The following is a 19,685-nucleotide window of genomic DNA, read 5'->3' on the forward strand; positions in this document are numbered from 1 at the left end:
GCGAATCATTATTAGTTGCGACAACATTAACACAAGGCAAGGGTTCAGGTGTTGATATGATCTGTTCCAATATCCGGAACAACGTCCTCCGCTACGCAGGAGCCGGCCAGCCAGGCTATGGGTACCGAGCTTCTCAAATGGGCAATAAAAGCCCGGACCCGGCGCGGCAGGTGGCCGTGGGGGTAAAGCAGGGTTACTGGCAAATCCGGGCCGCGCCAATCCGGCAGGCAGCGGCGGAAACTGCCGGGATGGGCGCGCATACGCTGTTCTACCAGCCAGTCCGGCATCAGCCCCAGGCCCCGGCCAGCGGCGATGGCATCGCCCTGAACACAGAACTGGTCAACCGTAAATTGTCGTTCCGGAGCGGATAGCGGATAAGTGCCCAGCGCCGAATTGTGCAGCACGTTTCCCCCGCCATGGCGGTCCAGCATATCCACCCAGGCGTGTCGCCCGAGCTCTCCGGGAGTTGCCGGCAAGCCAGACCGTTCCAGGTAGCCGGGGCTGGCATACACACTCTGGGCAAGCAGCCCCAGCCGTTCCTGTCGTAACGGGCATTGCGGCACGGCGCCAAGCCAGAGGCAGATTCCGTTATCCAGCTTTTCCGGCATCTGCTGCTGGGTATGCAGCGCCACCCGCAGGTCCGGGTAGTCGTCCATAAAGGCTTCCACCACGCCGGCAAACCAGCCGCGCACCAAAGATTCATGGCAGCGCAGCTCCAGCTGGCCGCTGACTTCCTCTTTCAGTTCGTCCAGGGCCTCCCTTCCCCGGGCCGCCAGTTCCAGGATGTCGTTGCTGTATCGATAGAACACCCGCCCCGCGTCGTTCGGTACCACTTTTCTGGACTGGCGCAGCAACAAGGGCTGGCCCACCGCCTCTTCCAGCTGGCGAATACGCCGGCTGAGGGTAGATTTCGGGCAGCCGAGGTCCCGGGTGCTGGCTGTCAGGCTGCCGGTGCGCACTACCGAGACAAAGGCTTCCAGCTCTTCGAGGTCGTACATTGTTCGTTCCATATTTTGCAACAGACCGTTCCGGTTTAAGGCTTTAAAATATTAATGCGAACCATTATCATTCTTTTCCACTTTGAATTGCAAACTATCTAACGCCACGGCATGGAGAATTTCCGGTATGTCACAGCTATCAAACCGCCTTCGCAGCACACTGGTTCAAGCCCTGACCGTTGTCGCCGTAGCTTCTGGTGGCCTCGGCCAGGCCATGGCCGAAACCCGCACGGTTGAATCCGCATACGGTCCGGTGCAGATCAACGGCCAGCCAGGGCGTGTAGTCACCCTGTACGAAGGCGCACTGGACGCTGCGCTGGCGGTTGATGCCAATGCCGTGGGGGCAGTCATTACCCGTGGCGGCAGCGATGTGGCCGAGTACATCAAATCCGAAGCCGGCGACATCGCGATTGTCGGTGCACCGGCGGAAACCAACATCGAAGCGGTGATTGCCGCACAGCCGGACCTGATCCTGGCCCCGCCCCGCATTAACCAGCAGCAGGTAGCGTTGCTGTCCCGTATTGCGCCGGTGGTTGCCTCCAACGTGCCTATGTTCCAGACAGACAGCTGGGAACGTGAAACCCGGCTGTTCGCCAAGGCCATGGGCCGCGAAGCCGAGGCTGAAAAGGTAATCGGACAGGTGAAGGAGCGGATTACCGAGGTGGCGCAAGTGGTCTCTGCAAAGATCCCGGCCGGTCAGCGTGATGCTGCCCTGGTGCGCTGGATGCCCCAGGGGCCGCTGGTGATGGCTGAGGGCCTGTTTTCCGCATCGCTGCTGCAGGCCGTGGGTTTTGAACTGACCGACAAGGATCTGGTGAAAGAAGGACGCCCGCACAGCGAGCCTCTGAGCCTGGAAAACCTGTCCAGCATGGACCAGAGCTGGGTGTTCCTGGCCACGCTGAACGAAGACGGCGACAAGGCGCTGGACGCCGCCCGCAAGTCCCCGGCCTTTGCCCGGCTGAATTCGGTGCAGAACGACCGGGTTATCGGTGTCAGCGGCCAGCTCTGGACCAGCGCCACTGGCCCCCTTGCCGCGCTTGCGATCCTGGATGATATCGAAGCTGCCGTGAACGCAATCCAGCCCTGAAGGCCGAGCCCTTGAACGCTTTATCCCCAACCAGCGCAGTTGCGTCTCGCGCTCTTTCCCTGCCGCTTATTGCGGCGGGGCTTTTGTTGTTTCTGATCATCATCGCCAGCCTGCTCTACGGGGCCGGCCCGATCTCGGCCAGCGAAGCTTTTATGGTGCTCGCCGGCAGTGGCAGCGAAGAAGCCCGGTTTGTGGTGAGCGAATTACGGCTGCCACGCACGATCATCGGCCTGGTGACCGGCCTTGCGCTTGGCCTGGCCGGCGCCTTGCTGCAGTCGATGACCCGCAACCCGCTGGCCGAGCCGGGCCTGTTGGGCGTAAGTGCCGGCAGTGGCTTTGCCGTGGCCCTGGCCATTCTGTTTGGCGCCAGCACCGCCACCCTGACCAGCTTCGTTGCCCAGCTGGGCGCCCTGGCCGGTTGTGCACTGGTTATCGCGGCCACTCGTGTACAGGGGCTGGGTAACGACCCGGTCCGGCTGATTCTGGCCGGTGCCACTCTAACCGGCCTGCTGCTGGCCCTTACCTCCATGCTGATGCTGATGGACCAACGTGCCGCTGATGAAATCCGTTTCTGGATTACCGGCAGCATCGCCGGCAAACCGCTCAGCATGCTGCAAGCCACCCTGCCCTCGATCCTGGCTGCACTGATTCTTATCGTTATCGTTGCCCGGCCTCTCGCCGCCATGGCGCTGGGCGAAAAAGCGGCCGTAGGCCTGGGGCATCATCCGGGGCGCATCCGGTTCCTGATCGTGCTGGCGGTGGCCTTGCTGGTGGGATCAGCCACCGCCCTGGCCGGGCCGCTGATCTTTGTCGGGCTGGTGGTGCCCTTTATTGCCCGGGCCTTTGCCGGGCCGGATATCCGCAAAACCCTGTGGCTGTGTGTGCCGGTGGGCCCGGCGGTGGTGCTGGCCGCAGACGTGGTCTCACGCCTGATCGCCGCCCCGGCGGAATTGCCCCTTGGTGTAGTCACCGCACTGATCGGCGCCCCGGTGCTGCTGGCCATTGTTCGTGCCGGCCGTATGCCGTCGCTGTAACCCTGAGGTTTACTGATTAATCATGCCGGATAAACGCACCACCCTTGCCAACAGCAGCCTGCTGGTTTTGCTGCTACTGGCGGTGATCACATCGCTATCGATGGGCACCGTTCAGGTCCCACCACCGGATGTTCTGCAGGCCCTCATGGGCAACGCAGACCCAATGACCGCCTTTGTCGTCAATGAACTGCGTCTTAGCCGGGTTGTTGCCGGCCTGCTCAGCGGCGCAGCCCTGGCCATGGCCGGCTGCCTGATGCAGACCCTGGCCCGGAACCGCCTGGCCACGCCGGGCATAATCGGTATCGATAACGCCGCCACTGCCTTTGCCGTAGCATCCGTGGTGGGTGTGGGCCTGTCGCTGGCCCCCTCTGCCATGGCCCTGGCCGGTGCCGCCTGCGCTACTGCCATCGCCTTTGGCCTGGCCGGCGCCAACGGCACCCGGGGCTACCGGTTTATTGTGGCCGGCATCGGCATTGGCGCCATCGCTGGCGCGGTCACCCAGGTGATGCTCAGCCGGGTGGCCATCGACGCTGCCAACGCCGCCTATCCGTGGACCGTGGGCAGCCTGAATGCCCGCTCCGGCAACAGCGTGCTGGTACTGGCTATCGGCCTGGCCGCCGGCTATGCCATCCTGATGTTGATCAGCCGGGCCCTGAATACCCTACAGTTTTCCGATGCTGTAGCGATCGCCCTGGGCACCCGCCTGAAAGCGACCCGTATTCTGGGGCTGGCGCTGTCGGTGTTGCTCACCGGCCTGGCGGTGTCTGTATGCGGCCCGGTGGGGCTCATTGCCCTGTTGGCACCGGAGCTGGCCCGAACTATCTGCCGGCCCGGCAAGGTTCCGTTGACGGCCTCGGCACTGGCCGGAGCCACTTTTATGGTGGCAGCAGACCTGCTCGGGCGCACCCTGTTTTCGCCACTGGAAATTCCGGTGGGCATCATTACCGCCATTGTTGGCAGCCCCTACCTGCTGTGGATTCTGCTGAAACCTTCCCGAAGGAGCCTGACATGAGCCCTGCACAAACCGCGACCCTGGCGGCAGACAGCATTACCCTGGCCCATCGCCATTTCACCGTGGCCGAAAACCTGAGCGTGGCCCTGCCCACCGGCAAGGTGACCGCCATTGTCGGCCCCAACGGTTGCGGCAAATCCACCCTGCTGAACGGCCTGGCCCGCATCCACGCTCCGGCAAAGGGCTCGGTGCTGCTGGACGGCAAGGACATTCACCGCCTGCCGTCCAAAGACGTAGCCCGCAAACTGGCGCTGCTCCCCCAGGACAACACCGCCCCGGAAGGCCTGACCGTGGCCGACCTGGTACGTTTCGGCCGCCAGCCCCATCAGGGCTGGATGAAGCAGTGGTCAAACGACGATCAGCAGGCGTTTGATCATGCAGTGCAGGCGGCAGATGTTGCCGGCCTGGCGGAGCGTGCGCTGGATACCCTCTCGGGCGGACAGCGCCAGCGGGCCTGGATTGCCATGGCGGTGGCCCAGCAAACGCCACTGCTGTTGCTGGACGAACCCACCTCGGCGCTCGACCTGGGCCACCAGATTGAAGTGTTCGAACTGATTCGTACCCTGAGCGGGCAAGGCAAGACCATCGCCATGGTGGTGCACGACCTGGCCAGCGCCTGCCGCTATGCGGACCACATGGTGGCCATGAAAGCCGGGAAGATTATCGAGGAAGGTACTCCGGCGGAGATTGTCTCGCCGGAGCTGGTACAGGAACTTTACGGGGTAAGCTGCGACCTGATTCAGGACCCGGCTACCGGCAGCCCGCTGCTGGTGAATGTGCGGCGCAACAGCAACTTCAGCACGGCCTGAACCTCAGGCCGCAGCCTCCGCCGACGCTTCTGCGGCTTTCTCCCGGGCTACTGCCGCCGGGGCACCCAGTGACAGCAACACTGCGCCCACTGAACAGGCCAGCATACTCAGGGCAATCGGCAGCAACGCTTCACCCCCGAATGCGGCAGACAGGGCGCTGATGGTCCCCGCCAGGGTAAACTGGGACGCCCCCAACATAGCCGCTGCGGTGCCGCCCATATGCGGGAAGAACTCCAGGGCATTCGCCATGTTATTCGGCACAATACCGCCCTGACAGCCCACCGCGGCGATAATAAACCCGGCCACCGCCCACAAGGGGCCGTCCATCATCACCACCGCAACCAGGCCAAGCAGCATCACGAACTGAATAATCACCTGCACCCGCAGCAAAACCACCGATGAGAAGGTGCGCAGCAGTGGCCGGTTGATCAGGTTCAGCACCGCCATCAAACCGATATTGGCGGCAAACAGCATGGAGAAGGTGCTGTTCGACAGCCCGAACCACTCCTGGTAGATGAATGACGAATGGGTGATAAACAGCATCATGCTGCTGAAGCACATTACCTGGATGCCGATAAATCGCATGGTGGTGCGGTGCCTGAGCACCAGCATGTAGTTGGTCACCAGGGTTTTGACGGGAGTTGTTGCCCGGGGCCGGGGCTTGAGACGGGGAAACAAAGCCAGCTGAAGCACCACGGCCAGGAAGAAGGCGTAGCCGGCCAGGAACACATAGATCAGGTGCCAGTCGCCCAGCGCCAGCATAAGGGCACCAAGGGACGGTGCCGCCGCCGGGGCAATAAACATGATCAGCCCGATCAGCCCGAACAGTCGGGCGGCTTCCTGTCCGCCAACCTGGTCCCGCACAATGGCCGGTACCGATACCGCACAGAAGGCACCGCCAATGCCCTGCACCACCCGCCAGGCGATCATACTGGTGAGGTTGTCGGCCAGCGCGACCATCAGGCTGGCCACCGCAAACACCGCAAGCCCCGCAAACAGGATGTTCCGGCGCCCGTAACGGTCCGACAGCGGCCCGCCCACCAGCTGCGCAAGCCCCAGCGTCGCCACATAGGCACTCAGGGTAAGGCCAACATCGGCATGGGGAATGCCGAAGCCATCGGCGATGCTGGGAAACGCCGGCAAATACGCATCCAGGGCCAACGGCCCCAGCGCAACGGTCATGCCGAGTAACAGTGCGAGCTGAAAGTGGGACAAAATCTACCTCCTGTGCAAGGTAGATAGCTAACAGTAATTATTATCAAACAGCAATCAGAGTTTTCCGCAAACCCGACTAATTGAGCATACACTCCCGGCTGTATAACTGACTGACCTGGCGCCGTTTTTGCCGCAGCCTGTTGCCCCGGTCATTGCCGTATCCGGCCCTGAGCTGGCCCTGAATCCGGTCCAGCTGCTTTCGGTATTTCTCACACTGTTTGGCCAGTTTTGCGGTTTCCCGGGCCCGGGCATAGCGGTCGTTGGAACCGGGCTCCAGCAGGCGGTCCACTTCAGCCCGGCTACGGCGCACCTTATCGGCCTGGCGAATGTTCTCACTCATCGGCACAGTCACCGGCGGCTGTACCGTCACATTGGAATGCCGCTGCTGTTTCGGAGGCGTATCGGAGAAGTGGATGGCGCCGTTGGCATCCGTCCAGCGGTAGATTTCGGCGGTCGCGGGTGTTGCCAGCGCCACACATAGCAGGCTCAGGGCCATTATCCTTGGCATGATTCCACATCCTGTGAAAGTGTTTATGACTAATCTGGTTATGGTATTGCTTGCATTGATCAAACATTACGCCAGAATATTCTGCAGGAAACTGCTGCTATTTTCACCAAAACCCTACAAAGCGGTATTGATTTCCACGGCTACAGTCCGTAAAACATGCGCCTTTGAATGACAGCCCCCAGGAGTCACCCCATGGCGGAACCCGCGCCTCTGATTTGCAGGGACATCCACAAGACCTTTGATCAGCTTGAAGTCCTCAAGGGCATCTCTCTGGAAACCCGCAAGGGCGATGTGGTTTCCCTGATCGGCAGCTCCGGTTCAGGTAAAAGTACCTTTCTGCGCTGCATTAACCTGCTGGAAACACCCACTTCTGGCGACATTATCGTGCACGGTGACCCAATCCGGTTCAAAAACAACCGCAAGGGCGAGCGCATTCCGGCCGATAACCGGCAGGTAGAACTGATTCGCGCCCGGCTGTCCATGGTCTTCCAGGGTTTTAACCTGTGGTCCCACATGACCGTCCTGGAAAACATTATAGAAGCCCCGGTGAATGTCCTGAAAATTCCTAAAAAGGAAGCCATCGAGCGGGCCGAGGCGTACCTGAACAAAGTCGGCATCTACGAACGCAAGGATTACTACCCGGCCCAGATGTCCGGCGGACAGCAGCAGCGTGCGGCCATTGCCCGAGCCCTGGCCATGGAGCCGGAAGTGATGCTGTTTGACGAACCCACCTCGGCCCTGGACCCGGAGCTGGTGGGCGAAGTATTGAAAGTTATGCAAAGTCTGGCCGAGGAAGGCCGCACCATGATTGTGGTTACCCACGAGATGGCTTTTGCAAGGGATGTGTCTACTCAGGTCCTGTTCTTGCATCAGGGCGTGATTGAGGAGCAGGGATCGCCGGACAAGGTGTTCGATCACCCGGAATCCGAGCGCATGAAGCAATTTCTTGCTCCCAAGTTCTGAATCCCGGTGCTATCTTGAAACCGGTAATGGAACTGAAACTTCCACAAAGAATAAAGCCTTAACGGCAAATTACTGGAGAAGTGACACATGAAAAAACTGATTGTTGCAGCAAGCTGTGCCCTGGCCATGATGACCGGCACCGCCCAGGCCCAGGATCTTCGGATCGCCTTTGATATTCCCTACGAGCCGTTCGAGTACCGCGACGACAACGGCGAACTGACCGGCTTCGAAGTAGAGCTGGCCACCGCCATGTGTGAAGAACTGCAGGCCAACTGCGAGTTCGTTATCCAGGCATGGGACGGCATGATTCCCGGCCTGCTGGCCCGTAAATTCGACCTGATCATGTCTTCCATGTCGATCACCCCGGAGCGCGCCGAGCGGGTACTGTTCTCCGAACCGTACTACATCACCCCGGGCGGCTGGTTCGGCCCCGAGTCTTTCAACACTGACGTAACCGATATGGACGCCATGAAAGACAAGACCGTAGGCGTGCAGCGCGGTACCACCATGGACACCTACGTAACCGAGAACATGGGTGGCGTGGTGAACATCAAGCGCTACACCACCGCTGAAGACATGGTCCTGGACCTGGAAGGCCAGCGTCTGGACGTGGTTTTCGTAGACTATCCGGTGGGTGAGCAGACCGTTCTGAACAAGGAAGGCTACAAGGAAGTGGGCGAGCCGGTTAAGCTGGGCGAAGGTGTGGGCGTTGCCATGCGCAAGCGTGATGCCAAGCTGGCTGACGACGTGAACGCGGCCCTGAAGAAGCTGAAAGAAGATGGTACCTACGACACCATCATGCAGAAGTACTTCAGCTACGACATCAAGATCTGACGACCCCGGGAGCAGCCTGAAGGCTGCTCCCCTGCTTTCCGGACATTCCCATGCTTGATCTGAAAGGCTATGGCCCGGCCCTCGCCGAAGGCGCCGTGGTTACCATTGAACTGGCCTTCTTCTCACTGGCACTCTCCCTCACCCTGGGCCTGCTTGGCGCCTCAGCGAAGCTTTCTGGCAGCCGGGTGCTGACCGGTGTCGCCACCGCCTACACCACGCTGATTCGTGGCGTGCCAGACCTGGTGATGATGCTGCTGTTCTATTACGGCGGCCAGGTGGCGGTGAATGCCCTGTCGGACTATCTGTGGGAAACCCGTGAAATCGACTTCTTTTTCCAGTTCGATCCGTTCATCTCTGGCGTGGTGACCATCGGGCTGATTTTCGGCGCCTATATGACGGAAACCTTCCGGGGCGCGTTCCTGGCCGTTGAGAAGGGCCAGATCGAGGCCGCCAGGGCCTATGGTTTTTCCACCTGGCACACCTTCCGCCGGGTGATGATTCCGCAAATGCTGCGCCACGCCCTGCCCGGCATCGGCAATAACTGGCAGGTGCTGCTGAAGACCACGGCGCTGGTGTCGATCATCGGCCTGACCGATATGGTGCGGGTGGCGGAAGAAGCCGCCAAGGCCGAGCGCATGCCGTTCCACTTCTTTATTCCGGTGGCGGCGGTTTACCTGGCGCTGACGGCGGGTTCGGAGTTGTTCATCAAGTGGCTCGACAAGCGGGCCAATGTCGGCGTGGTTCGGGGGAATTAAGTGATGCCTGATTTCATTGCTGAGTGGCTGAACCAGAACGATATTTTTAATGCCATGACCATCATGGAGTACTGGGATGGCCTGGTCACTACGGTGCATCTGGTGTTCCTGTCGCTGGTGATTGGCCTGGTTGTGGCGGTGCCACTGGCGATCCTGCGCACCGTGAAGAATCCGTTCGTGTCTGGCCCTATCTGGCTGTACACCTATCTGTTCCGTGGCACACCGCTGCTGATCCAGCTGTATATCATTTACTATGGTGTGGCCCAGATTCCGGGTATTCAGGACACTTTCTGGTGGGAGATTTTCAAGGAGCCGCTGTACCCTGCCCTGCTGGCGTTTACCCTGAATACCGCTGCCTATACCACGGAGATTATCCGGGGGGCGATTATTTCCACACCCAATGGCGAGATTGAGGCGGCGAAGGCTTACGGTATGAACTGGTTCCTGCGGATGCGGCGGATTATTCTGCCGAGTGCGGCGCGGCGGGCGGTTCAGGCATACTCGAATGAGGTGATTTTTATGCTTCATGCGAGTGCGATTGCCAGTGTGGTGACGATTGTGGATCTTACGGGGGCGGCGCGGAATATTTATTCGCGGTTCTATGCTCCTTTTGAGGCGTTTATTTTTGTGGCGCTTTGCTACATGGCTTTGACGTTTATCCTGGTGTTTGTTTTCCGCAAATTGGAGAATCATCTTTTGCGGCATCAGCGGCCTGTGAACTCCTGATTTCATGTTCGTGATTCCTGGCCGCCAGCATCGGTGCCAAGGCCAGCCAGCAGGGAGCGCCTTCCGGGAACCGCTACGAGCACATCCATGTGCGCTTCTCTCAGGCCATCCTTGGCCTTCGAAATTCCCGGAAGGCGCTCCCTGCCGGCTGTCCCCAAACATCTGACGGGGCTTCCTGTTTCGCCTCTTCTCTGCGGAGAGCCTATGAACGCTACAAATCACCTCTTTGACTTCCACCCTGACTGGCTGGCTCACACCCTGGCCTCTGCCTCCTCTGACCTACCCGAAACCAAGCGACAGCTGCCGGACGGAACACAGGTTTCACGGAAGGCCAACGGCGTGTTGTGGCTGACGCCGCCGGCCGGGCGGGAGAATGTGAACAAGGAAGCGCTGATTGTGTCGGCCGGGGTTCATGGGAATGAGACGGCGCCGATTGAGGTGTTGAACGGGTTGGTGTCGGAGTTGTTTGCCGGCGAGTGGCAGCTGGGGTGTCCGTTGTTGCTGATTCTGGGTAATCCGCCGGCGATGGTGGCGGGGCAGCGGTTTGTGGATGTGAATATGAACCGGCTGTTTAACGGGGCCCATGGGCAGGCGAAGTATAAGGGTTTGCCGGAGGCGCGGCGGGCGCAGTTTCTGGAGGAGATCTGCCGGCAGTTTGCGATGGCGCATCATGGGCTGGCGTTGAGTCACTATGATTTGCATACGGCGATTCGGCCATCGAAGCGGGAGCGGTTTGCCTTGTATCCGTTTGTGTCGGGGCGGTCGGTGCCGGCGGCCCAGTGTGAGTTTTTACTGGAGGCGGAGGTGGAGACGTTGCTGCTTCAACACCAGGAATCCACGGTGTTTTCGTCGTTTACATCCAGCCTTTTGAAGGCCGAGAGTTTTACAGTGGAGCTGGGCAAGGTTGAACCGTTCGGACGGAATGATTTGCGACGGTTCCGCGGCATTGAGCGGGCATTGCGCCGGCGGTTTTGCGGGAAGCCGGCGCCACAGGCCCGGCCGCCATTTGACCGGTTAACGGTGTTCGAGGTGGTGCATGAGGTGTTGAACACGGGGCCGTCGTTCCGGTTTCATGTACCGGATGAGGTGGCGAATTTTACCCAGTACCAGCCCGGCACGGTGATCTGGGAAGATGACAGAACAAGCTACCGGGTGGGTACGGCGCCGGAGGCGGTGGTGTTTCCCAATCCCCATGTGCCGGTTGGGCAGCGCGTGGGTTTGATGATTCGGGCGAAGAACGAGTTCAGGGCCGGGTGATGACCCGGCCCTGTTGTTTTACGCCGGGGCGTTTTCCGGCTCGGCAACTGGCAGTTTGATGACCTTGGCGCACACCGATGGAATCACCAGCAGGGTGAGCACGGTACTGGCCAGCAGGCCGGAGATAATGGCCCAGGCCATGGGTGGCCACAGCGTGGAGCTGGAGAATGCCAGCGGCAGCAGGCCGGCCACGGTGGTGGCTGTGGTCAGCAGGATGGGGCGCGTACGTTGTTCTACCGCGGTGCGCACGGCATCGGCAATGGCCCGGCCTTTTTCCAGCTCCCGGTCCATCACATCCAGCAATACGATCGCGTTGTTCACCACAATGCCCACCAGCGCAATCACCCCCAGCAACGACTGAAAGCCGAACGGCGAGCCGGACAAGACCAGCCCCGGGAAGATTCCCACGGTGGCCAGCGGCACCGTCAGCAGGATGATGCCAACCCGACGGAAGGAGTTGAACTGCAGTAGCAGGAAAAACAGCAGCAACAGGATGCCGATGGGCGCTGCGGTCAGCAGGGCACTGTTGGCATTGTTGGAGCCTTCGGCATCGCCGCCCAGCTCTACCCGGGTACCGGCGGGCAGGGGTTGTTCGTCCAGTGCTGCGAACAAGCCGTCCAGGGCCTGGCTGAAGCTGTAGCCGTCTTCCAGGTTCGCCGTTACCGCATTCACCCGCACGCCGTTTCTCAGGTATCGGGCCGCCGGCTCCCAGGTGGTTTCAACCGTGGCCACGGCCGACAGCGGAATGGCATCCCCCTGGTCGTTGTAGGTGTTCACCGACAACAGGCGTGACAGCGACAACGCGGTGCCTTCCCGGGAGCGCAGGATGATGGGGATAGGATCATCTTCCTGCCGGTAACGCTCGGCCACCACGCCATAGCTCTGGCCGTACAGGCTCTGGGCTACGTCTGCACGGGTCAGGCCGTAACGGGCGGCGGTGGCGTCGTCTACGTTGATGGCAATGCTGGGCACACCGATGTCCAGGTCGTGCCGTACGTCAACGGTGCCGGTTACGCCACGCAGCACACTGAACACCTGCTCGGTGGCACGGGCCCGGGTAGCGTCATCGGGGTGATAAATTCGCACTTCAACCGGCGCGGTACGCGGCGGCCCCTGCCCCAGAATACCGGCAGAAATATCCAGCTCCGGCACGGTGGGCGCCAGCTCATGGCGAATCCAGTCTACGAGGTCTGTGGTGTCTTCGAGCGCCGGCGTACGCACCACCAGCCTGGCCCGGTTAGGTGCCTGGGGCGCTCGCTGCAGGTTGTAGTAAAACGCCGGGCCGGTGAAACCGACAAACCGGTGCACTTCCAGGGTTTCCGGGCGGGCGCGAATGGCCCGTTCCAGCTCCGCAGCGGCCTCGGAGGTTTGTGCCTGGTCGGTGCCTTCGGGCAGATACACTTCGACAATAACCCGGGGCCGGTCTGCGTTGGGGAAAAACTGCTGGGCCATGAACGGCGTCATGCCCACGCTGATGGCGACCAACAGAGTGCCCGCGACAATCAAACGGCCCGGATAGCGATACACCAGGCCCCCCAGCGAACGGGCCAGGCCCATCAGCCGGTCTTTGTGGATATTCTTTCGCGGCTTGAGGAACCGGGCCGCCAGCAGCGGCACGGCGGAAATGGCCAGCAGGTAACTGACCGACAGCGTGAGCATGATCATCACCGGCACGCCACGGGTGAAATCAGCCGCACCGCCCTTGGCCATCAGCAGGGGTGCGAAGGCTGCCAGCGTGGTGCCGGTAGACGCACCCAGTGGCCCGGCCAGCTCGCCAACGGCCTTGCGCAGGGCATCCAGCCGGCGCATGCCTTCGTCCAGGTGACCCTGGATGTTCTCCACAATCACAATGGCGTTATCAATCAGGATACCGAGCGAGATCACCATGCCGATCACGGCAATCTGGTGCAGCACGCCACCGCCCAGGTCGTACAGCCCCACACTGATCAGGGCCACCATGGGCAGGATGGATGCCACCAGCAGCCCCATGCGAATACCCATGCCGGTAAACACCACCGCTACGATAATCAGCACCGACAGCACCAGGCTCCAGGCCAGGTCGTCCAGCCGGTCGGATACCTTGTCGGGCTGGAAGAACATTTCGCGGATTTCGTAGGGCTCGAAGTCAGCACGTACCTGTTCCAGCCGCTCGCGAATACGCTCGCCGAAACGGATGGCGTCGGTGGAACCTTCTTCCATGATCACCGAAAGCAGCACGACCCGCTCACCATCAAACCAGGTTTCCGGCTGCCGGGGCTCCGCCGGGCCGCGCCAGACTTCCGCGGCTGCCGCCAGCGGCACCTGGGAGCCATCCGGCAACTCGATGGGCGTAGCGCGAATGGCGTCGATATCAGCAAACTCGGTATTGGGAAGAACCGACAACCGCTTGCCTTCCACCACCACAAAGCCCCCGGGGATGGTCTGGTTTCGCCGGGCCAGGGTATCCAGGATGCGTTTGGGCGCTACACCAAGGCGGTAAAGCGCGGCGTCGTCCAGCGCCAGGGTAATCTGTTCGTCGGCGTCGCCCTCAAGGTCGATACGGGAGATGCCGGGAATATCCAGCAGGTTCTGCTTCAGTTTCTCCGCCACACCGGAGAGTTCGGTGACGGACGACGAACCACCCACCGCAAGCACCACCGCAGGAATATCAATCAGCCGGTCATCCAGGGTCATCAGGCCGACATCGTCCGGGAAATCCTGCCGTGCCCGTTCCATGGCCTGGCGCACCCGGTCCCAGGCGCTGTCAGTGTCGTAGATGTGATCACGCAGTTTCAGGCGGGCCAGCGCCACGCCGGTGCGTGCTGTGCCCTGGCTCCAGTCCAGCTCTTCCACCTGGCGCAGTTCATCGGTCAACGGGCGCAGTACCAGGCGCTCAACCGCCTCGGCGCTGGCGCCCGGATAGCTCACAGTCACCATGCCGGCCCGGTACGGAAAGGTAGGGTCTTCCTGGCGTGGCATGGTGCTGTAGGCGGCGATACCCAGCACACAGAGCATGGTTACCACCATGCCCAGCAAGCGCTGGTAATTCAGCAGGCGGCGGGTCATCAGCGCACCTCCACGGTGTCACCATCCACCAGCCGGGTCATACCGGCATAGACCACCTGATCCCCCGGGTTCAGGGCACCGGTATGGATCATTACCCGTTCACCGATCACCCGGTCCACCTCCACCGGCACCTTGTAGGCCACGGAATTTTCAACCCGGAACACGCTGGTTCCAGTGCTGTCCCGCATCACCGCCAGCAGCGGCACGGTAACCGCAGATTCCTGAACCGGGGCAATGCCGACCTCCACCGGTTCACCGGCAGAAAGGGAATTCGGTGGCAGGCTCACCAATACCGGATGCAGCTCGCCACGGATGGAGCTGCCCTGGGCAATTTCCACCACCGTGCCGGTAGCCGGCTCCCGGTTGCGGTCCTGCACCAGCCAGACCGGCAGCTCCTGCCCGAGCCGCACATGACCCAACAGATGCGCGGGCACCCGCACTTCCACTTCACGGCCCAGTGGGGAAGACAGGCGAACCACCGGCTGCCCGGCGGCGACAAATTCGTCCCGCTCTACCAGCAGGGCTTCTACCTGGCCGGCAAACGGGGCTTTCAATACGCTTTCTTCCAGTAACCGGGTAGCTTCCGCCAGGGAGGCCCGGGCCGTAGCCATGCTGGCCCGCAGGGAATCCCTCCGGGCGGCGATCTGTTCCAGATTCTGTTCCGAGACCACACCGCGCTGATGCAAGCGGCTGGAACGTTCCCATTCCCGCTGGGCCTGGTCGTACTGGGTTTTCAGTTCATCCAGCCGGGCCGCAGCAGAATCCCTTGCCGGTTCCAGGGCCGGGTTATACACACTGGCCAGCACATCTCCGGCTTTCACTGTCTGCCCCAGTTCCACCGGTCGCTCTTTCAGCGTACCGCTCACCTGAAAAGTCAGGGTGGCCCGTTGGGCCGCCCGCACAATACCGGAGAAGCGCAGCGGAATTTCCACCACCTGGCCACCGGTTACCTCGGCCCCCCGAACCGATACCGGCTGGTCTGCAGCCTGTTCGGAGGCACTGCTGTTGCAGCCGGATAAAGACACGACAGCCAGCAGCATGCTGGCCAGAGTTATTGGCAATGAACGCGCGAAGAGAGACATGACTGGTCAGCCCCGTTCCCTGAATAGATGATTTGTTGGCGCCTGTTTCCGTCAGAAGCCGCCGTTGTTTTCCCGACATCATGTCACTCTTTGACAAATTGTCAATAATCGGCTTTTATCCTCTATCAGTTATCATTCAGGCCATGACCACAACACCGGAAGCACCATGAACGAGCCGTTGAAAACACGCAGGGAACGGGAAAAACAGGCAAGGTACGATGCCATTCTGGACGCCGCCGAGCTGGTGTTTTCCGAGAAAGGCTACGATCGCACCTCCATGGACGACATCGCCCGCACCGCCAGCCTGAGCCGCGCGTTGCTGTATGTGTACTTCAAGGACAAAGCCGCCATTCAGCGGGGCATCATGCTGAGGGCCGGGCAAAGCCTGGTGGAAAGATTCGAGAACGCCCTGAGTACGGCAGATACCGGGCTGGCCCAGATCCGGGCCATGGGGGATGCCTATTACCGTTTTTACCGGGAAGCGCCGGATTACTTTTCAGCCCTGACCAAGGCCTCAACCGCCATGGCAGAGGCGGAGGAAGACCAGGCCCTGGACATGCTGTGCTCGAAGAACGAACTGATGCAGCTGATGGAAGCGGCCATCCACAAGGGCCTGGAAGACGGCACCATGAGCCGGGAGCGCATTGCCTCGCCGGCCCAGACCGCGCTGTATCTGCGCGGTGCCCTGCACGGGGTGATCATGCTGTGTCAGGCAGAAGCGGGGGAAAACCCGGACTTTCCCGCCGACAACCTGATTCATCACACCATGGACATGCTCACCCGCTCGATTGCCCGCTGAAGCCTGTCACAGCTGGAAATCGTAGATAGAGCCCAGCCCCAGTATACCGGTCAGTTCATCCAGGGCCTTGCGCACTTCGTCCAGCAGCATGGGGTCTGCCAGGTCCTGCTGGCTCAGCTCATCCCGGTAGTGGGCATTTACCCACGCGGTCAGGCGTTCGTACAGGGCATCGGTCAGAACCACACCCTGATTGATGGCACGCCGCTCTTCATCGCTCAGCACCACTCGCAGCCGCAAGCAGGCCGGGCCGCCGCCGTTGCGCATGGACTGCTTTACATCGAACACTTCCACTGCGGTAATGGGGCCATTCTGTTGCAGCAGGCTGTCCAGGTAACGGCTGACCGACGCGACCTCGCGGCACTCGCCCGGCACCGCCAGCAACATGCCATCCGGGGTGTTCAGCAGCTGGCTGTTGAACAGGTACGAAGCTACGGCATCTTCAATCGGCACCTCGGCTGCCGAAACCCGCACCGGTTGCAGCTCGGTTCCGGCCAAACGCGCCCGGATATCCGACAGCACTCCGCCTTCATCCAGAAACGCCAGCTCGTGGTAGAACAGGCAGTTACCATTACCCACCGCAATCACATCGTTGTGGAACACCCCGGCATCAATGGCCGCCGGGTTCTGCTGGGCGAATACCGCATGGCGGTCGTCCAGCCCGTGCAGCCTTGCAATCGCCCGGGAGGCCTCCAGCGTCTGCCGGGCCGGGTACTTCACCGGTGCCGGAGCGCTTTCATTGAACGCCGCCTGGCCATACACAAACAACTCCACTCCGGGGTCGCCATAACCGGCACACAAACGGGTATGGTTGGCGGCACCTTCGTCACCAAAGTGACTGACGGATGGCAGGGCCGGATGGTGGGCGAAATAGCTTTCATCGGTGAAGATCGCTTTCAGGGCCCGGCCCGTCACCTTATGTTCGATGGAGCGATGGAACTTGGCACTCAGGTTGGCCGGGGTGAAATGCACGCGGTGGTCCGCGGTATCGGCGCTTGGCGATACCGTAGCGGCATTGGCGGTCCACATGGCCGAGGCAGACGACACCGCCGCCAGGATGGCCGGATCCGCCTGCGCAGCCTGCTCCAGAACCTGCCGGTCGCTGCCGGCAAAGCCCAGGGCCCGCAAGGTAGGAATATGGGGCCGCTCGTGGGGCGGCAGAACCGCCTGAACATAGCCCCTGTCTGCCAGTTTTTTCATCTTGGCGAGGCCCTGCAAGGCTGCCTCTTTGGGGTTGGACACGGCGTTCACGTTAGACTTCGACGCCACGTTACCCCAGGACAACCCGGCGTAATTATGGGTAGGGCCGACCAGGCCGTCGAAGTTCGCTTCAACTGCGTGTGTTGCCATCTCTCTCACCTTCGGTGCGGAATTCGTAATTGATCTTTCAGGGGCGCCAGCCGAACCGGGTCTCCGGACTCTACCCGAAGCGCATCTGCCACCTCCCGGGGCAACCGGATGGTATCCGGCTCGATGCAGTCCACGGGGATGGTGGTTACCCGGAAATCCCGGAACGAGCGGTTGGAGATCATCACCCGCTGCTCCGGCGGCACATCGAGATCGACCGGTTTACTCACCACCATGGCGTGCCGGTTGACGGATTCGCGGATACTGCGGATGTTGTGAATGAAGGCTTCCACCACCGGGCCGCCGTCGAAGATATCGACCATGCCGTTAAAGTTGAAGCCCTCGGCTTCCAGCATCTTCAGGGCCGGCAGGGTGTTGTCGTGCACCCGGCCAATCACCGCCCGGGCGCTGTCGGGGAGCATGGGCAAGTAAATGGGGTATTTCGGCATCAGTTCAGCAATGAAGGACTTATTGCCCAGGCCGGAAAGCCGGTCCGCCTGGCTGAACTCCATGTCGAAGAACTTGCTGCCAAGGGCATCCCACAGGGGGCTCTGGCCATTGGCATCCGACACGCCACGCATTTCTGCGAACACCTTGTCGGAGAAATGCTTGCGAAATTCGTCCAGGAACATGAACCGGCAGCGGGACAGTAACAACCCGTTGCCGCCGCCCTTGTAATTGTCTGCCAGCAGCAAAGAGCAGATTTCGGTGGTGTCGGTCATGTCGTTGGACAGGTGCAGGGTGGGCGTCCGCACGTGCACACCCAGCTCGCGGGAGGCGTTTACGGTCAGGCTCAGGCGATAGTTGTAGAATACTTCCTCGAGCCCCACCCGGGCTTCGATGCCGCTGATGCCCACCGCCTGCCCGGTTTCGGTGTCTTCCAGCGCAAACAGGTAAAGGCCCGCCTCCGGGGCACAACGCTGACTGAAGGAGTCCCGGGCACGGTCGATCTTGCGTTGCAGCAGCTCCGTGTCTGCCGGCAGTGTGGTCAGGCCTTTGCCGGCATTCTGCGCCATAGCATACAGGGCATCCAGGTCGTTTTCCTGCAGTGGCCGGATCAAAAGCATGTTGGTGTCCTCCCCTTTTTCGTGGTCATAGCGGAGAGATCCTTACCCGGTCGCCGGCACTCTTTTCCAGCCCCTTCCAGGTACTGACCGGCACTTTCACATCGTCGGTGAGGGTTTCTGCCATCGGGGTAAGCAGGCACCGGAAATGCTCACCTTCACCGGCCGCAACCAGGCAGTTTTCACCATGCTCGTCGTGGCTGCCATGCAGGGTTTTCGGGTGGCTGGTGATCAGGGTTCGCAGGCCATCCGTGCGGGCCTCCAGAACCGGCCCGCCATCGAAGATATCCAGGTAATTACCGGGCAGAAAGCCTTCCTGCTGAAGCAACTCATAATTTGCCCGGGTCTGGCGGTGGGGCTGGCCGATGGCGGCCTGGGCGAAGTCGCTCAGCAGGGTGACGTAGATGGGGTTAGGCGGCATCAGCTCGGCGATGAAGGTTTTGCTGAGCTGGCCGGAGTACTGGTCTGCGGTTTCAAAGTCCATGTTGAAGAAGTGCCGGCCCAGGCTGTCCCAGAAGGGTACGCTGCCGTCTTCGTTCTGAACGCCCTGAATTTCCACCACCATGCGCGAGCTGAACCAGTCCCGGTGGCTGGCAATGAACAGCATCCGGGCCCGGGAGAGCAGCTCGAAAGCGGTCGTCTCGCGCAGTTCGGGGCGCAGGCTGAAGGCGCACAGCAAGGTGTGGTCGGTTAGTCCGTGGCTGGGGTAAAGCACCTCGACTCGCCGGGAGGTGCCCAGTTCGTGGGAGGCATGGATCAGGTGGTCGCGGCGGTAGTTGTAGAAGGGTTCGCCGTTGCCGGCCCGGCTGTCTATGCCGGCGGTACCTGCTATCTGGCCGGTTTCGGTGTTTTCCAGCACCAGCAGGATGCGCCGTGGGGTTTTGGGAGCCTGGGCGGCGAGAGACGCCTGGGCGTGGCTGATGCGTTCGGCCAGGCGTTGTTCGGTTTTGGGTAGCGTAGACGACAGCCTGGCGCCCTGGGTTCCGGCTATGTCCAGTATTTGTTGCAGGTCATCCAGTTTTGCTGGACGGACTCGCCACATGGGCTTGCTCCCTCTTCCGGTAAGACATACAACGTCGTTAGCCGACCGGTGCTGAACCGGGAACGCCCTTCCGGAAACCGCTACAAGCACTTCCCTGTGCGCTTCTCTCCG

The 19,685-nt window shown here is 61.2% G+C and carries 18 protein-coding genes; 10 read left to right on the forward strand and 8 right to left on the reverse strand.

What is annotated here, in order from left to right; all coding sequences use genetic code 11:
• Window positions 1-44 precede the first annotated feature (44 nt).
• On the reverse strand, window positions 45-998 hold the full coding sequence (locus AQ621_RS12740) for a LysR family transcriptional regulator (RefSeq protein ID WP_058341760.1): 954 nt from the start codon (window positions 996-998) through the stop codon (window positions 45-47).
• Window positions 999-1,125: 127 nt separating this feature from the next.
• On the opposite strand from AQ621_RS12740, the gene AQ621_RS12745 reads away from it, so the two are divergent.
• The 4 genes from AQ621_RS12745 (at window position 1,126) to AQ621_RS12760 (ending at window position 4,940) form a co-directional block, all read left to right on the forward strand.
• The gene (locus AQ621_RS12745) at window positions 1,126-2,085 is read left to right on the forward strand and encodes an ABC transporter substrate-binding protein (protein WP_058341761.1); all 960 of its coding nucleotides are present in this window, start codon (window positions 1,126-1,128) and stop codon (window positions 2,083-2,085) included.
• 83 nt (window positions 2,086-2,168) lie between these two features.
• Window positions 2,169-3,119: a FecCD family ABC transporter permease gene (locus AQ621_RS12750; RefSeq protein WP_227508332.1), complete on the forward strand. Its 951-nt coding sequence runs from the start codon at window positions 2,169-2,171 to the stop codon at window positions 3,117-3,119.
• A gap of 22 nt (window positions 3,120-3,141) precedes the next feature.
• Window positions 3,142-4,131 carry a FecCD family ABC transporter permease gene (locus tag AQ621_RS12755; protein WP_058341762.1) on the forward strand — a complete coding sequence of 330 codons (990 nt, stop codon included), beginning with the start codon at window positions 3,142-3,144 and terminating at the stop codon, window positions 4,129-4,131.
• A complete protein-coding gene (locus tag AQ621_RS12760; RefSeq protein ID WP_058341763.1) occupies window positions 4,128-4,940 on the forward strand; it encodes an ABC transporter ATP-binding protein in 813 nt (270 codons plus the stop codon). Before AQ621_RS12755 ends, AQ621_RS12760 begins: the two co-directional genes overlap by 4 nt.
• Window positions 4,941-4,943: 3 nt before the next feature.
• Here the strand turns inward: AQ621_RS12760 and AQ621_RS12765 are convergent, their stop codons facing one another.
• Both AQ621_RS12765 and AQ621_RS12770 read right to left on the reverse strand, forming a co-directional pair.
• A complete protein-coding gene (locus AQ621_RS12765) occupies window positions 4,944-6,155 on the reverse strand; it encodes a multidrug effflux MFS transporter (protein WP_058341764.1) in 1,212 nt (403 codons plus the stop codon).
• A 76-nt stretch (window positions 6,156-6,231) separates the two neighbouring features.
• Window positions 6,232-6,663, reverse strand: coding sequence for a DUF4124 domain-containing protein (locus tag AQ621_RS12770; protein ID WP_058341765.1), 432 nt, complete (start codon window positions 6,661-6,663; stop codon window positions 6,232-6,234).
• A 192-nt stretch (window positions 6,664-6,855) separates the two neighbouring features.
• Here AQ621_RS12770 and AQ621_RS12775 point away from each other — a divergent pair, with 192 nt between their 5' ends.
• The 5 genes from AQ621_RS12775 (at window position 6,856) to AQ621_RS12795 (ending at window position 11,198) form a co-directional block, all read left to right on the forward strand.
• Entirely contained in the window at window positions 6,856-7,626 is a 771-nt protein-coding gene (locus AQ621_RS12775) for an ABC transporter ATP-binding protein (RefSeq protein ID WP_058341766.1), read from the forward strand.
• 87 nt (window positions 7,627-7,713) lie between these two features.
• Window positions 7,714-8,460: a transporter substrate-binding domain-containing protein gene (locus AQ621_RS12780; RefSeq protein WP_058341767.1), complete on the forward strand. Its 747-nt coding sequence runs from the start codon at window positions 7,714-7,716 to the stop codon at window positions 8,458-8,460.
• 50 nt (window positions 8,461-8,510) lie between these two features.
• The gene (locus AQ621_RS12785) at window positions 8,511-9,215 is read left to right on the forward strand and encodes an ABC transporter permease (RefSeq protein WP_022988122.1); all 705 of its coding nucleotides are present in this window, start codon (window positions 8,511-8,513) and stop codon (window positions 9,213-9,215) included.
• A 3-nt stretch (window positions 9,216-9,218) separates the two neighbouring features.
• Entirely contained in the window at window positions 9,219-9,941 is a 723-nt protein-coding gene (locus AQ621_RS12790; protein ID WP_058341768.1) for an ABC transporter permease, read from the forward strand.
• Window positions 9,942-10,145: 204 nt separating this feature from the next.
• The gene (locus AQ621_RS12795; RefSeq protein ID WP_058341769.1) at window positions 10,146-11,198 is read left to right on the forward strand and encodes a succinylglutamate desuccinylase; all 1,053 of its coding nucleotides are present in this window, start codon (window positions 10,146-10,148) and stop codon (window positions 11,196-11,198) included.
• Between the two features lie 18 nt (window positions 11,199-11,216).
• Here the strand turns inward: AQ621_RS12795 and AQ621_RS12800 are convergent, their stop codons facing one another.
• Both AQ621_RS12800 and AQ621_RS12805 read right to left on the reverse strand, forming a co-directional pair.
• Entirely contained in the window at window positions 11,217-14,243 is a 3,027-nt protein-coding gene (locus AQ621_RS12800) for an efflux RND transporter permease subunit (protein WP_022988119.1), read from the reverse strand.
• Window positions 14,243-15,325 carry an efflux RND transporter periplasmic adaptor subunit gene (locus tag AQ621_RS12805; RefSeq protein ID WP_058341770.1) on the reverse strand — a complete coding sequence of 361 codons (1,083 nt, stop codon included), beginning with the start codon at window positions 15,323-15,325 and terminating at the stop codon, window positions 14,243-14,245. The genes AQ621_RS12800 and AQ621_RS12805 overlap by 1 nt, the downstream gene beginning before the upstream one ends.
• Before the next feature lie 166 nt (window positions 15,326-15,491).
• Between AQ621_RS12805 and AQ621_RS12810 the strand changes: the two genes are divergently transcribed.
• Complete coding sequence (locus AQ621_RS12810; protein ID WP_058341771.1) at window positions 15,492-16,124, forward strand: TetR/AcrR family transcriptional regulator; 633 nt, start codon at window positions 15,492-15,494, stop codon at window positions 16,122-16,124.
• A gap of 6 nt (window positions 16,125-16,130) precedes the next feature.
• Here the strand turns inward: AQ621_RS12810 and astB are convergent, their stop codons facing one another.
• Genes astB through AQ621_RS12825 form a run of 3 tightly spaced genes read right to left on the reverse strand, consistent with a single transcriptional unit; the run spans window position 16,131 to window position 19,574 of the window.
• Window positions 16,131-17,471: an N-succinylarginine dihydrolase gene (gene astB / locus AQ621_RS12815; protein WP_058341772.1), complete on the reverse strand. Its 1,341-nt coding sequence runs from the start codon at window positions 17,469-17,471 to the stop codon at window positions 16,131-16,133.
• A gap of 5 nt (window positions 17,472-17,476) precedes the next feature.
• A complete protein-coding gene (gene astA / locus AQ621_RS12820; RefSeq protein WP_058341773.1) occupies window positions 17,477-18,535 on the reverse strand; it encodes an arginine N-succinyltransferase in 1,059 nt (352 codons plus the stop codon).
• 25 nt (window positions 18,536-18,560) lie between these two features.
• Complete coding sequence (locus AQ621_RS12825; RefSeq protein ID WP_058341774.1) at window positions 18,561-19,574, reverse strand: arginine N-succinyltransferase; 1,014 nt, start codon at window positions 19,572-19,574, stop codon at window positions 18,561-18,563.
• Window positions 19,575-19,685 lie beyond the last annotated feature (111 nt).

The organism is Marinobacter sp. P4B1 (genome assembly GCF_001447135.1).
Lineage (GTDB): Bacteria > Pseudomonadota > Gammaproteobacteria > Pseudomonadales > Oleiphilaceae > Marinobacter > Marinobacter vinifirmus.